Source organism: Dethiosulfatibacter aminovorans DSM 17477 (assembly GCF_900142005.1).
GTDB classification, from domain to species: Bacteria; Bacillota; Clostridia; order Tissierellales; family Dethiosulfatibacteraceae; genus Dethiosulfatibacter; species Dethiosulfatibacter aminovorans.
This window is the reverse complement of record NZ_FQZL01000018.1, coordinates 34,427-48,641: the sequence shown is the minus strand read 5'-3', so window position 1 is coordinate 48,641 and position 14,215 is coordinate 34,427. Positions and strand designations below refer to the sequence as shown.

The following is a 14,215-nucleotide window of genomic DNA, read 5'->3' as shown; positions in this document are numbered from 1 at the left end:
ATCATCATTACTCTGGTCTTCCATCCTTGCCGAATCCCATATAATCGTAGTATTCCTTCTTCATATCATCAAACTTCTCCCTGTCAAGTCGCCTGCCCTTTAGAGCTCCTCCCTCAAGGGGTTGGTACAACCTTTTCGGAAGTTTTTCATGACTCTCGTCTACGCCGTGGTCATAATTTATCCTTCTCGCTATCCTTATGCCCATTTCTCCGGCTTCAAGGGCCTCCTCCACAGTGAATTCCCATCCCGTTGCAGCATTGAGTAACTCTATCAACCTGTCTATCGGCATTGACCCTCTAGGAGCCGGTATGAAGTCGCATACCCCTGCCATGTTCAGGAAACTCCACCACTTTTCAGCCTGTGCATAGTATGCGGCCTTGTCCCTTCCGTATTCCATCGGGTCAAGTGGCTTGTCCCAGCCTAGTAGCTTCACCTGGTCAAGGACGGGCCCTTCTTCCTTTATCATTGTATCGTGTGCCGCCTGCATATGGTCACTCCCTGTAGGAGACAAGGCATATGCCAGTCCAACCCCAACTTTTCCTCTGGGCTCGTGCATTGGCAGTTCCTGCCCCTTCACCTGCATGGCAAATTCTTCCGACCCCTCTCCGAATATCTTCGAAGCCCTTCTTGTTCCCTTGGAAAGGATTTTCCCGAATCCCCTCACGTGGGCAATATCCTCGATGAGCTTAAGGAGCGCCTCACTGTTTCCGAAGTTCAGCTCAATCCCTTGGGTGATTTCATCGTCTATTATTCCTCTCTCATAGCATTCCATGGCAAAGGCTATGGTAACACCTGCTGATATGGTATCCAGACCCAGATCATTGCAAAGCTCGTGGGACTTTGATATTACCTCTAGGCTTCCTATGCCGCACATGGAACCCATGGCACCGATCGTCTCATATTCAGGCCCTCCGAATTTGGGATCGACCTTCATGTCTTCCCTGTCAACCTTGACAACCCGCTTGCACCTTACTGGACATGCAAAGCATCCTTCCCTCTTTATGAGGATTGTATCAGCCATATTCTGGCCGGATATATCTTCAGCCTTCTCGAAGGACCCCTCCCTGAAATTCCTCGTAGGCAGCATTCCACCGTCACTAGTCCTTAGCGTACCTCCTGCCGTACCATACATATAGAATCCCATTGTCAATGGATTCTCCTTGAAATATGAGGAATACCACCGGCTTGTCTCAAGTATCTTTTCCTTGTCCTTGAACCTGATTTCTCCGGTGCCTTTTACCGCCACTGCCTTCAGGTTCTTGCTTCCCATGACTGCACCAATTCCGCTTCTGCCGCAGGCATGCTTAAGGTCGTTTATGACACAGGAATACTGTACCAAGTTTTCTCCGGCAGGACCTATCTGGGCAAGCCTCACCCTTTCGTCCCCTAGTTCCTTCTTTATCGCTTCGTTGACCTCGCCTATGCTGCGCCCCCAAAAACCAGCTGCATCCCTTATCTCAACCTTGTCGTCGTTTATATACAGATAGACTGGCCTTTTTGATTTTCCTTCAATAATGATGCCGTCCCAACCAGCCTTTTTCATCTCTGTAGCTATGAATCCTCCCGACTCCGCCATTCCAAAGCCTCCAGTGACAGGCGACTTGCATCCCATAATTATCCTTGAAGTACCTGCAGCAGGTATCCCCGACATTATCCCTGTAAAAAAGTAGAGTATGTTATCCTTTGAAAGAGGCTCGACCTCGGGACCTATCTCCCTTTCAAAATACAGGGACAGCAGTCCTTTACCTCCCAGATATTTCCTCATTATATCTTCAGTGATCTTTTCCGATACAAAGGTTCCCTTTTCAAGATTCACCCTCAATATCTTACCTGCATATCCGTATTTCATATATCCTCCAAAATATCCTAAACCGCATAGCTCACATTCATATTTAACCGCATCATACGTCAAGCCCATTATACCTTCACCGGGCTGCAACATCAAGGGACTTTATTGTCATTAATCATCCTCCGCCAAACATGGGAAGTATCTTAAGTTTGTCCTCATTCCCTACAATATGGTTCTTTTTTACTTCCTTCCCGTTTACAAAAAAAACGGCATATCCCATATGATCAAGGCCAATGATCTCTGTCAGCCTATCTATGGAACATGGCTCATCAATATACATTTCAACTTTTTCTTCAATGTTTTTATTGTGCAAAAACACCTTGCTGATTTCAATAACCATCCAGGCTGTACTCTCCCTTTCTGTCTATTTTGATTTCATCGGCAGAAACCTTTGAGTTGTAGACCAATATGTCAACACCAGCCTCCTCAACTGTCTTCAAGGCATCTGCAAACCTGGGATCCATTTCACTGTTCGGCGTGAATTTCTGTATGTCATTAATCTGAATGAGAAAGAACACTGCGCATTCATATCCTTTCTTCCTTGCATCAACAAGCTCAAGAAGATGTTTTCTGCCCCTTTCAGTAGGTGCATCTGGAAACATGGAAATTCCGTCCTTTTCAAGTGTAACACCCTTTACTTCCACAAATCCCCTTCTACCGTCTTCCCTTTCATAATATAGATCGAACCTTGAGTTTCCATAGGTCTTTTCCCTCTTCAGGATGACTATGTCCTCGTAGCCTTCAATCTGCTTGTTTTTAAAGGCATCATAAACAACCTTGTTGGGCACCTGTGAATCTATGTTAATAAGCATGTCTCCCTTGCAGGCGCTTATGAGGGAAAATCTTGTCTTCCTCTTGGGGTTGTCCGATTCCTGAAGATACACCTTTGTACCCTTAATGAGAATTTCCCTGCATCTGCCGGTATTTTTAACATGGACAGTGTGCTGCTTTCCCTCCACGATGACTTCGGCTATGAATCTGTTTGGTCGCCCAAGGAATATCCCCTGGACCATATCCTGGTATTTCATCTACTTGATTCTCCATTCAAATTTGTAGGACCCTTTTGCCTCCTGTCCCACTACCGATATATAATATCTGTCTCCCTTTTGCACGTCAAATACCACTATTTCCCTGGCATTTCCCGGAAAGTTGTACATAATATTGTTGTCATCGTCCTTGAGGACAGCATAAACGATGCCTTCCTTGGACACCAGTTCGAATTCTATTTCCAGAACACCATTCCTGTCCACATCTATGGTCTTCTCCTTGGTGCCGTCCCAGTATGAATACTTGCTGCTTATGACGGAACTTGTATTCTGGTCCTCTCCCCTGAATATTTCATACTTGAAGGTATCTATTACCTCCTCGATGTTCATATATCTGAATGGTGTCAACGCTATGAAGGCAAAGAAAAGCATACCAACCGCAAGAAGTATTGCAAGGACAGCAATTATGCTTTTTCTCGCTGCATTGGCCTGTGCCATTCCATCATCAAACATTTCATTGTAGACCTCGGCTCCGCAATAGGGACACTTGTAGGGATTCCCTGTCAGGGTCCTTCCGCAGGTCTGGCATCTCCGCTCTTCAGCAGATCTACTAGATACTGACACCCTGTCGTAATCCTTGCCATATCCTTTGTCGGTGTCGACTCTCCTGCTGTAGTCCGGGCTTTGTCTTCCACTTGGCTTGTTGGCCTGAATCCACTGGGATGACTGGCTCCTTACTACCAGATATATTATAAATCCAATTAAATTGGGCATGAGTATGGTTATTAGCACCCACAGCACTGGATTCATTCCCCTTTTCTTGCTGTCGTTGTACACAAATATTGCCAGGAATAATTGGAATATGAAAATCATCATGAACGGTATAAAGGCAAATCCTATCATTATATGCCACCTCTGTTTTCTCAGTATAGTTGTCAGTCAATTCATTATAACATTTTTACAAATCCAATTATATGTTTTTATCGTAAAAACCTCCCTACCCTATGGTAGAGAGGTTTTAAATCATCATTGATCATCTGTTACCTGTTCAATTCAATATTCATTAGCCTGTTGTCGGAAGCGAAGAGGACAGCCTGATAATACATGTTGAATTTCATGATGTCTCCAATCGCATATTCCCTTCCGGCTTCCTCTATATCCACTATGAGATGGTCCGAGCTTGCTCCCACAAGTTCAACACCCTCGTCTATTGGCTCCAGTGACGAATAGTCCCCTACATCTCTGTTTCCAACAGCCAGAAGGGCTCTCAGCCTTATGCCCCTGTCTTCATATTCAGGAGTCTCTCCAAAGGCATTGACGCATTTTTCCCCTATGGGATAGGATGGCTTTCTCCTTATTTCTATAATCTGGGCATCCATGGTGAACACCCCCTTTTCAAGCCCTTCAATATCTGTATCCCAGTACAAGGGGAGGTCCATGGCGCAGATTATCGATTCTCCCAGCCTGAGATGGTTTATCCCCTTTGGCAGCTTGTTCCTGTAGAAAAGAGGCAGGGTTGTAGTTGCTCCACCAGAAACATACCTTAACTTCCTGTCTATGAGCTTCTCGATTTCCTCTGCATCTTCAACCAGCATTGAGAGATTTTTTTCAGTCGGGGCTACGGAACCGTAGCAGCTGAGGTTTGTTCCTATTCCTTCAAGAACAAGACCTTTAAGGCTGTTTTCTATGAAGCAGGCCGTTTCTATGAATTCGTCCCTGTCGAATATGCCTTCCCTGAGATCGCCAAGATCCCTCATTAGGATGACCCTGTGTTTCGTATTGTTTTCAACGGCCATTCTGTCCAGTTCAACAAGGGTTTCCCTCTGGGAGTTCAGGCTTATGTCGGCATATCTTATGACTTCTTCAAGCTCGGACATCATGGGTATCCTCAGAAGAAGGGTATCCATCGCCATTCCTCTCAGTTTGACATCCTTGAGCTGGTCGATCCTTGAGCTTGCAACCTGGCTGCATCCGCACTTGGCCATTTCTTCCGCAACTTCAGGTATACCGTTATATCCCTTGATCACACAGGCTGTGTCTATTCCATTCTCATTGCATTTTTCAGTTATTATCCTCGCATTGTTCACAAGCTTTTTTATATCAATATTCAAAACAGGATATCTTTTGCCCATTTTCCACCTCTTAAATTCTTTTATTTACAACTATCGATTTTTTGCCTTATTTTACGTACCTATTGATTATATCACTTTTCTCTTTCATAGTGAACTCATTCAATATGGAAATGGGGCTTAAATCATCTCAGGCAGAAATAAATCCACCAGCTGTTCCATCGAGTATCTCACCGTCCCTTAATACCATCCTCCCGTTTACGAATACATATTCTATGCCTTCAGGAGGTTCAATGGGATTGTTGAAGTCTGCCCTGTCAATTATGCTTCCTTCACTAAACATCGTAATATCGGCATGAAAGCCTTCTCTTATCTGTCCCTTCCTGGTCAACCCCAGCCTGTCTGCAGGCATTTTTGTCATCTTGTTAAGGGCTTCCACCAGACTCATGATTTTCTCTTCTCTTACATATTTCCCCAGGACCCTCGGAAAGCTGCCTGCACCTCTTGGGTGCCCCTTGCTTCCGTTGTATATCTCGTCGCTTCCTATCATGACGCAAGGGTGCTTCATGGCATCAATTATCTCCTTCTCCTTCATGACGAAAGCAACTGCAAGCATGTCTGGATAGTTTGTTCTCGCATCATTAAAAATTTCTTTTGTGCAGTGCATATTCCTATAGGGTTCTTCCGTCATCATTATGCTGTCGTATCCCACGTCCCACTTTTCAATGCATCCATCTTCAAATACCGTGGAACCTATATAGGTGCAGAATGCATTATAGGGATAGCAATCGGCCATGACATCGATGCCGTCACCATTAGCCTTGTCTATCATCTCCAGAGATTTTTCCATGAAGCCATACCCGCTGCAGCTTCCTATATGTGAAATCTGCATTGGAACATTTGACTCCCTTGACAGTCCTATCATCTCTTCCACTGATGTCATGCTGTCAGCTCCATCCTTTCTGTAGTGGGCAGATACCATATGTCTTTCAGGGTCCAGCAATTTTGACACCTCCAGCATTTCCTCGTAACTGATGCCTGGTGAATACTCGATGCCGAATGATATTCCCTTTACTCCCGTTTCCAGAGTCCTGACAATTTCCCTTTTTATTTGTTCAAGAACTTCCGGACTCATAGGATCGAAGGGAGAATCAAGGCCTGCATTCTTCCTGAAGGTATTGTAGCCGATCTTCAGCATGTAGTTTATAGGTGATCCATGTTTTCCTACAGCTTCTATGAACTCCTCCGGAGGCTGGTAGTTGATTCCGCAGTTGCCTCCCAGCGCCGTAGTTACTCCCATTTTAAGCATCCTTTCAGCCACATAGAATCTGCTGAGATCAGGATACCTGTCAAGCTCCTCCTCGTGCATGTGGATGTCGATAAATCCGGGAGAGGTTACAAGCCCCTTACCGTCTATTTCCACCTTTGCTCCCTCAGAGGTTTTTCCTATATATTCAATTTTTCCATCCTTGATGCATATGTCGTCAACCTTTAATTCATTAGTATCGTAATCAGGGTATCTGGCATTTATTATCTTGATATCATACATTTCCTCAAATGCCTCCTAAAAAATATCTTATCTTAGCCTAAATCATAAGGCAGCCACCAGGACCGCCTTATGTTTGACTTTTCTTTAATTTGTTTATATACTCTAGTTAAGGGTCTTTATCTTTGGTTTTATTTAGCGATTTTTCCTTTGATTTTAGATCCTTGTTTTTGTTTTAATGACTGTAATTTAAAATGGTCCATAGTTGATGCTGTGTGCTATGAATACGAGTATTCCTGCCGTCAGATACTGCAAAAGTATCAATGGAAGTATCCACCTTGCCCATTTCTGCCAAGGTATCTTAGCCAGTGCAAGACCTGCCATGAAATATCCCGATGTAGGTGTGAATATGTTTGATATTCCGTCACCGAACTGGTATGCAAGCACTGCAGTCTGTCTCGTTACACCTACCAGGTCCGAAAGAGGTGCAAGTATGGGTATTGACACTGCAGCCTGTCCGCTTCCCGACGGCACTATGAAATTAAGTAGACACTGGAAAACATACATTCCCACTGCCGATACGGCCGATGGAAGTTGAAGAAGCAGATTGGATGATGAATAAAGTATTGTGTCAAGAATATGCCCTTTTGTAAGAACCACAAGTATAGCCCTTGCAAAACCTACAACCAGAGCCCCTCCTGCAAGGTTTGCAAATCCATTCAAAAGATTTTCAGCAAATCCGTTAAAGCCAAGCCTGCCTGCCAAAGCTGCAACTATTGCCATTCCCATGAAGAGAGCAGCTATTTCCTGGATATACCAGCCATAATTTATTACTCCGAAAATCAACAGACATATTGTTCCCACTACAGTCATTAAAACAAGTTTTCTGCTTGTTGTGAGTTCCTTCAGTGAATCAAGATCAAGTACGTCATCTCTGTTGATATCCACTTCATACATTGAACTCAATTGTGGATTTGCCTTTACCCTGCCTGCATATCTATACAGGAAAACAGTTACCAGCGTCACCATTGTTACATAACCTACAATCCTGTATCCCATTCCTGAAAATAGTGGAAGTTCAGCTATTCCCTGGGCAACTCCTACTGTAAATGGATTCATGAATGCTCCTGCGAATCCTGCTCCGGCTCCCGCCAGAACCATTCCTATTCCAGTAAGGGAATCAAAGCCAAGGGCGATTGCAAGTGTTACCATTATCGGAATGAAGGGAAGTGTCTCCTCCGCCATACCGAATACTGCTCCGCCAAGGGAAAATACGATGACAATTATAGGAATTATTGTTCTTTCCTTGCCTCTCATCTTCATGGTAATCTTTCCTATACCCGCTTCAATGGCTCCTGTAGCTTCAACCACCGCAAAGGCTCCTCCAACCATGAAAATGAAGAAAATGATTGATGCCGTCTCCACCATTCCGTCAGGTACTGCCTTTAGAAAATCCATTAGTCCAACTGGCGTATTCTCGATATACTGGAATGAATCCGGATTGACAACTGTCCTTCCACTGGCACTTTCCATCATTTCATACTGTCCTGCAGGTACGATATAGGTTAGAATTGCACAAATTGCCACCACCGTAAGCAAAATCACATAGACGTGTGGAACCTTAAGTCGTTTCTTCAGAGTGTCGGTACTGCTTTTTTCTTTAATGTTACTCATATTATCCTCCTATTCTATTTTAGTGAAACTAAGATATCCTCCCTTCTTTATAGTAATAAAGCGACCGTATCGCATTATCCTCTTCACTGGAACCAAAGACGTTCATATTTCTCCTAGCGTAAAAGCCTGCTGATTTCAGCCGCTCCCTTTAGCACCTCTTTGATGTATTCCGGTTTATTCTTGATGAAGGTTTCCGTACCGATTCCCGAAAGACCTATGCATCCGTGGACTTTTCCATTTGAACTGAATGTAGGTGCGCCTATACCTATGGTTCCTTCGATATATTCGCCGTAGCTTTCAGAATATCCCATTTTCCTGATCTTTCTGTACTCCTCAAGAAGTTTTGCAGGATCAGTAAATGCCTTGGGAGTTACAGGTTTCAGCTCTATTTCATAGACAAGCTTTTCAAGCTCTTCAATAGAATGTGAATAGGCCATGAGAACCTTTCCGTATACTCCGCAGTTAACGGTGTATATCTCACCGGGCATGTAGTTTATTGTCTTGTTGTAGAACTCCGACTCATAAATACTTATGACCTTCTCGCCCTCAAGCACTGTATATCCAACCTGCTGTCCCGTAGCTTTTGAAACCTCGTCGACAATTCTCCTTATGTCAGCATAGGTGTTCTGTCTCTTGGCATACTGCATGCCAATGATATAGCTCTTGTGTCCAACAGTATATTTTGTCAAATCAGCCGTTCTTTTAACGAAATCCCCCTTCTCCAGAAGATTCAGTATCCTGTGGATGGTAGGCTTGCTGATATTAAGCTTGTCGCTTAGTTCCTTTGCAGTATATTCAAAAGGCTCCTCTATGAAAGCCTCCATTATCATGAGTGTTTTCTCTATTGCATTTGGGTTGCTCGACATTTCGCCCTCCTTTCGAAGTCCATATTATGGACTCTATTATCATTATATGGACTTGCTTATATGTTACAACGTTTTCACTATTTTGTCAAGTTGCTAAATAACTGCGAAATCAACAAAAACGCCCCATAAAGGCGTTTTATGTTGAGCTATTCATCTTATCAACATCATCTATCAACAATACGACAATATTTCCTTGGAGTTTTCCACAACTAATGGACAGAACAAAACGGCACTGGAATTTCAATATTCCAATGCCGTTTTAAACATCCTGCAAGACAGGTTATTCACATTATCCATAGATTGTATACAATGTTCATAATACAGTATCTACTGAAAATCACCATGTTATCCCCAGATTTAGGGGCTTATCCCCAGAGTTGTCCACAAAATCGTGGATATCTTGTGTTGCTGCTTATTTATCAAGAACCTTTTTGATTCTTTCCATCGCCCAGTCGATTTCCTCTTTAGTGATAATCAAAGGAGGCGCAAATCTGATTACAGTCTCATGAGTTTCATGGGCAAGAACTCCAAGTTCCTTAAGCTCGTCACAGTACGGCTCAGCCTTATGGTCGAACTCGACACCTATGAAAAGACCCTTTCCTCTTATATCCACTATATGAGGATTGTTGATTTCCTTAAGTCTTTCAAGGAAATATGCGCCTAATTCGCTTGATCTTCCGCAATAGTCATCTTCCACCATTACCTTCATTGCTTCAATTGCTATGGCACATCCCAGAGGATTTCCACCGAATGTGGATCCGTGTGAACCGGGATTGAATACACCGAGGATAGACTTGTCCGCTGCAACTGCAGATACGGGGAATACTCCTCCGCCAAGGGCCTTACCCATTACATACATGTCTGGCTCTACATCTTCCCACATGCTGGCAAACATCTTTCCTGTTCTGCAGAATCCTGTTTGAACCTCGTCTGCAATAAGAAGCACGTTGTTCTCTTCACAAAGCTTCTTTGCTTCCTTCATGAATCCTAGAGCAGGTACTATTATTCCGCCTTCTCCCTGGATAGGTTCCATTATGAATGCAGCAGTGTTTGGAGTGATGGCCTCCCTGAGCTGGTCTATGTCCCCATACTCTATAACCTTGAATCCAGGAGTCAATGGACCGTATCCTCTCTGGTATGCCTTTTCGGAACTCATGGAGATTATTGATATTGTCCTTCCGTGGAAGTTGCCCTTGCATGCTATTATTTCCTGCTTGCCTTCTTCCACACCCTTAACGTCAACAGCCCATCTTCGTGCACACTTAAGTGCAGTCTCTACAGCTTCTGCTCCTGTGTTCATTGGAAGGATCATGTTCTTGTTTGTAAGCTCTGAAAGAAGCTCGTAGAAGTCACAGAGTACATCATTGTGAAAAGCTCTTGAAGTAAGAGTAACCTTTTCCATCTGCTTCTTTGCAGCCTCGATTATCCTTGGATGTCTGTGTCCGTGGCTCACTGCAGAATATGCACTCAGAAAGTCTATATACTTATTGCCCTCGGGATCAGTTACCCATACGCCTTCAGCTTCACTGAACACAACCTCTGTCGGGCAATAGTTGTTGGCACCGTATTTTTGGGTTTTTTCAATAATTTCTCTGGTACTTCTCATCACTTTACTTTTCATTCCATCCTCCTGTTTATATTTTATTTTTATAAATGTTTTTAATAAATATTTTGTTTATAATATTCACCTAATTAATATTTTATACCATACTTCAACAATAATCAAGGATTTTTAAAACGGCGTTTCAAGATTTAACTGCTGTTTTCGTGTGTTTTCTGGCCTATATTGAATTTTTATTAGCTATTTTTGTTCCAAATGTTGATATGTCAACATATTCTATACATGTTTTTTTTAAAATAATTCATCTTTTCTTCTTATTAGCACTTGACTTGCCAACGCACCTTTACTATTATGTAATAAATCTGTTACAAATACGAAACAGGCTGCATAGTGTATAATATTCATAAATAGTAATATTTAACAACAATGGTACTTTCCAATTTTTTGTTTTTCCGCCTTGATTGGTTCTACCATACAGGGGTGGGCCACCAGCAATATATGTTGATCTGCACGATTTTTTACCTTGACTGGTTCTACCCTATAAGCGAGACCGCCTTGCTGCATCATCTGCAAAACAGTCTTGTTCCCCCAGAAAGTTGCCTTATCCCCATAACACCAACATAGCAAGGTGTTATGAATATGTTGGCTTTCTTAAGATGTCAAGAAAGCTTCTTTGGAAGCTTTTTTATAGCAATAATAAAATAATAAGGATGCTTTAATCAAAGGCAGGTTTTTGCTTTTGCTGCACATTAAAAAACAAAGGATGTTTTAAGCAAAAGCAAGTTTCGTACTTATTCATTCAACAAGCCGTATCGCATTGATACATTGCGATACACTTGTTTCATGAATAAACTCAATTATGCTTTTGCTTAAAACCAGGAGGTAGTAATGAACTTACAATTAATCATCGTAACAGTGTATATTGTCGCTTTGTTTGCAATAAGCGCATATGCAAAGAAACTTACGCAGAAAGGAAATGCCGAAAGCTTTATTTTGGCTGGAAGACAGCTTACTGCACCTTTGGTTGCCGTAACTGTAACGGGGCTTGCAATAGGAGGCGCTTCAACAATCGGGGTTGCCGAAAACGCATACAAGCATGGATTGGCTGCAGGATGGTACAATGTAGCCTGGGGAATCGGAGCAATCTGCGTCGGCCTCATATCTGCGAAAAAATACAGAAGCCTTAACGTATCTACAATGCCGGAACTTTTCGAGAAATACTACGGCAGCACAGCAAGGGTACTCACAGTAATAAGCCAGATAGTTGTAATGGTTGCCATAGCTTCCCTTCAGTATCTTGCAGGAGGAGCCATACTTGCATCACTTCTTCCCGACATCTTCTCGATGAAAACGGGCATGATAATGAGTGCAGTGGTATTCGTAGGAATCACCTTCATAGGCGGAATGTGGTCTGCTGGTCTTTCAAATGTACTGAACGTTACATTGATCTATATTGGAATAATAATGGCAAGCATAGTGTCTGTAAATTCCCTTGGAGGAATCGATGCAATAACAATGAACCTTCCCACAGAAGTGCCATATATGCACATTGTAGACGGTCTCGGATGGGCGACGATAATAGCATGGATAGTGGTTATGGCTACCCAGTCCCAGTCGCTTCAGGCAGTTGTTCAAATCTCATTCAGCGCCAAGGATGAGAATCATGCGAAGAGAGGTTTCATTCTGGGCGGACTTCTTATGCTTCCCGTAGGTTTCCTGTCGGCAATCATGGGTATAGCTGCAAAGGTTGCCTACCCAGACATCAACGCAACCATGGCACTGCCTCAGATGATAATGTCCCTCAACCCGCTTCTTTCAGGCGTTACACTTGCTGCACTGTGGGCTGCAGACGTATCCACGGCATGCAACCTGCTTCTTGGAACATCGACGCTTTTCTCGCAGGACATATACAAGAAATACATCAATCCACAGGTTGATGACAACAAGTTTGCAAAAGTTACAAAGATGACAGTAATTGTAATAGGAATACTTACATTCTTCCTTTCACTTACTGTAGTGGGAATCCTTAAAACACTTACAATAGCACTCAGTCTTATGACTGCATTCACGTTGACATTCTTCTTCACCATCTACAAGCCTTCAATGTGCAGGAAGAGTTCGGCTTCAAATACGATAATTGCAGGTATTATAGTACTTGTTTTGTGGAACATCGCACCTGCAACCCATGTTGTATCACATCCTATCTATCTTGAATGGATCGTATGCCCTGTAGTATTCCTGTTGACAGCTCTAATAGACCAGCGTACTATTGATATCAGCGAAACTGTCAATGAAGGAGCTAAAAACAATGCAATACTTTAAATTCAAACTGGGGAAAGAAAAGGTGGATTTTTCCATTGAAGATAAAAACTTTATGGGAACTATAACCCGCGAAAATGAAGCTTCAAACCTTACCGAAGAGGAAATCGTAAGAAACAGCATCAACAACCCAATAGGGTCCGGAAAGCTTGATTCCATCATCAATGAAAATGACAGCATATGCATAGTACTATCCGATGTTACCAGGGCATACCAGAAACCCCAAGTATTCCTTCCCATACTTGTTGATGAAATTCTGCAGGCCGGAGGAAAGGAAGAGAACATCTTCTTTATCTCCTCTCTTGGGTCACACAGGAAGCACTCTGCCGAAGAGCACAAAAAACTTCTCGGCGAAGACCTGTACAGCAGATTTCCCATAGAAGACCATGATTGCGACGACTACGGCAACCTGGTGGAAATCGGCACAACGTCAAGAGGCACTGTCCTTGAGCTCAACAAGAAGGCTGTGGAGGCGGACAAGCTCATTATGACCGGTGCAGTGGTCTACCATGTCATGGCAGGATGGGGAGGCGGAAGGAAATCTGTCGTTCCTGGAATTGCTTCAAGAAAAACAATTATGCAGAATCATGCCATATCAATGATGAACGAAGGAGGTACGGGATCAGGGCCAAACCCCGAGTGCGACTGCGCCCTCTATGAAAACAACCCTCTGAACCTTGACATGGTAGAGGCAGCTGAGATTCTGAAACCCGACTTCATGTTCAACGTAATCCTGGGAGGCGGCAAAATCATCGAAGCAGTAAGCGGAGACATAGTGCAGGCTCACAAGAAAGGGTGCGAACTTGTATCGGAACTGAACGATGTCGAGATATACGAAAAAGCCGATATGATAATAGCATCAGCCGGTGGATATCCAAAAGATATAAACTACTATCAGTCAACCAAGGTCATCTACAATGCCATGAGGGCAATAAATGAAGACGGAGTGCTCATAGTACTTGCAAGCTGCAGCGAAGGATTCGGGAATCCCGAGGTACAGCATATAATAGAAAACTTCCCCGACAATCTTGCCAGGGAGGAAGAGCTTCACAGCAACTACACCATAGCAAAATACATCGGATTTCTTTCCTGTTGGTATGCCACAAAATACAATATCATCTATGTGGCGGACATAGACCCCGACCTTATCAAGCCCGCAAACATAACTGTTGTGAAGACAGTCCAGGAGGCACTTGAAAAAGCTGAAGATATAAAAGACACCAGGGACCTGAAAACCTATGTAATGCCGGACGGAAGTTTTTATCCTGTGTTGAACGTCAAATCATAACCTTCGTACAAAAGGGATAGCAACAATACTGAACATAGCAGGACATATACGAACACAGGTATATGTCCTTTTTCATTACTCTGATAATAAATTATCATTCCTTGTTAGCAGGAAATT

General features: G+C 43.2%; 11 protein-coding genes. 2 read left to right on the top strand and 9 right to left on the bottom strand.

The genetic code is table 11. From position 1 onward, the window contains the following. Positions 1 to 7: 7 nt before the first annotated feature. The 9 genes from BUB05_RS11860 to BUB05_RS11820 form a co-directional block, all read right to left on the bottom strand. Positions 8 to 1,849: an aldehyde ferredoxin oxidoreductase family protein gene (locus BUB05_RS11860; protein ID WP_073049851.1), complete on the bottom strand. Its 1,842-nt coding sequence runs from the start codon at positions 1,847 to 1,849 to the stop codon at positions 8 to 10. A 115-nt stretch (positions 1,850 to 1,964) separates the two neighbouring features. Beyond that, positions 1,965 to 2,189: a ubiquitin family protein gene (locus tag BUB05_RS11855; protein ID WP_073049832.1), complete on the bottom strand. Its 225-nt coding sequence runs from the start codon at positions 2,187 to 2,189 to the stop codon at positions 1,965 to 1,967. Further along, positions 2,179 to 2,877: a DNA/RNA nuclease SfsA gene (gene sfsA, locus BUB05_RS11850; protein WP_073049831.1), complete on the bottom strand. Its 699-nt coding sequence runs from the start codon at positions 2,875 to 2,877 to the stop codon at positions 2,179 to 2,181. The genes BUB05_RS11855 and sfsA overlap by 11 nt, the downstream gene beginning before the upstream one ends. After that, the gene (locus BUB05_RS11845; protein WP_073049830.1) at positions 2,878 to 3,738 is read right to left on the bottom strand and encodes a PLDc N-terminal domain-containing protein; all 861 of its coding nucleotides are present in this window, start codon (positions 3,736 to 3,738) and stop codon (positions 2,878 to 2,880) included. Between the two features lie 137 nt (positions 3,739 to 3,875). Then, entirely contained in the window at positions 3,876 to 4,967 is a 1,092-nt protein-coding gene (locus BUB05_RS11840) for an alanine racemase (RefSeq protein ID WP_073049829.1), read from the bottom strand. A 127-nt stretch (positions 4,968 to 5,094) separates the two neighbouring features. Next, entirely contained in the window at positions 5,095 to 6,453 is a 1,359-nt protein-coding gene (locus BUB05_RS11835; RefSeq protein ID WP_073049828.1) for an amidohydrolase family protein, read from the bottom strand. A gap of 186 nt (positions 6,454 to 6,639) precedes the next feature. Beyond that, positions 6,640 to 8,064, bottom strand: coding sequence for a YfcC family protein (locus BUB05_RS11830; RefSeq protein WP_073049827.1), 1,425 nt, complete (start codon positions 8,062 to 8,064; stop codon positions 6,640 to 6,642). A 113-nt stretch (positions 8,065 to 8,177) separates the two neighbouring features. Further along, a complete protein-coding gene (locus BUB05_RS11825; RefSeq protein ID WP_073049826.1) occupies positions 8,178 to 8,930 on the bottom strand; it encodes an IclR family transcriptional regulator in 753 nt (250 codons plus the stop codon). 412 nt (positions 8,931 to 9,342) lie between these two features. Continuing rightward, positions 9,343 to 10,536, bottom strand: a complete 1,194-nt coding sequence (locus BUB05_RS11820) for an ornithine--oxo-acid transaminase (protein WP_073049850.1) — start codon at positions 10,534 to 10,536, stop codon at positions 9,343 to 9,345. An 843-nt stretch (positions 10,537 to 11,379) separates the two neighbouring features. On the opposite strand from BUB05_RS11820, the gene BUB05_RS11815 reads away from it, so the two are divergent. Together BUB05_RS11815 and BUB05_RS11810 are read left to right on the top strand one after the other, a co-directional pair. Continuing rightward, complete coding sequence (locus BUB05_RS11815) at positions 11,380 to 12,813, top strand: sodium:solute symporter family protein (RefSeq protein ID WP_073049825.1); 1,434 nt, start codon at positions 11,380 to 11,382, stop codon at positions 12,811 to 12,813. Continuing rightward, positions 12,800 to 14,098 (top strand): lactate racemase domain-containing protein, encoded by a 1,299-nt coding sequence (locus BUB05_RS11810; protein ID WP_073049824.1) that lies wholly within the window; start codon positions 12,800 to 12,802, stop codon positions 14,096 to 14,098. The genes BUB05_RS11815 and BUB05_RS11810 overlap by 14 nt, the downstream gene beginning before the upstream one ends. Positions 14,099 to 14,215 lie beyond the last annotated feature (117 nt).

What these genes read in the sequence shown, in the direction of transcription:
- BUB05_RS11860 (WP_073049851.1), bottom strand. Translation starts at nt 1,849, where the DNA reads ATGAAATACGGATATGCAGGTAAGATATTGAGGGTGAATCTTGAAAAG.
- BUB05_RS11855 (WP_073049832.1), bottom strand. Translation starts at nt 2,189, where the DNA reads ATGGTTATTGAAATCAGCAAGGTGTTTTTGCACAATAAAAACATTGAA.
- sfsA (WP_073049831.1), bottom strand. Translation starts at nt 2,877, where the DNA reads ATGAAATACCAGGATATGGTCCAGGGGATATTCCTTGGGCGACCAAAC.
- BUB05_RS11845 (WP_073049830.1), bottom strand. Translation starts at nt 3,738, where the DNA reads ATGATAGGATTTGCCTTTATACCGTTCATGATGATTTTCATATTCCAA.
- BUB05_RS11840 (WP_073049829.1), bottom strand. Translation starts at nt 4,967, where the DNA reads ATGGGCAAAAGATATCCTGTTTTGAATATTGATATAAAAAAGCTTGTG.
- BUB05_RS11835 (WP_073049828.1), bottom strand. Translation starts at nt 6,453, where the DNA reads ATGTATGATATCAAGATAATAAATGCCAGATACCCTGATTACGATACT.
- BUB05_RS11830 (WP_073049827.1), bottom strand. Translation starts at nt 8,064, where the DNA reads ATGAGTAACATTAAAGAAAAAAGCAGTACCGACACTCTGAAGAAACGA.
- BUB05_RS11825 (WP_073049826.1), bottom strand. Translation starts at nt 8,930, where the DNA reads ATGTCGAGCAACCCAAATGCAATAGAGAAAACACTCATGATAATGGAG.
- BUB05_RS11820 (WP_073049850.1), bottom strand. Translation starts at nt 10,536, where the DNA reads ATGAGAAGTACCAGAGAAATTATTGAAAAAACCCAAAAATACGGTGCC.
- BUB05_RS11815 (WP_073049825.1), top strand. Translation starts at nt 11,380, where the DNA reads ATGAACTTACAATTAATCATCGTAACAGTGTATATTGTCGCTTTGTTT.
- BUB05_RS11810 (WP_073049824.1), top strand. Translation starts at nt 12,800, where the DNA reads ATGCAATACTTTAAATTCAAACTGGGGAAAGAAAAGGTGGATTTTTCC.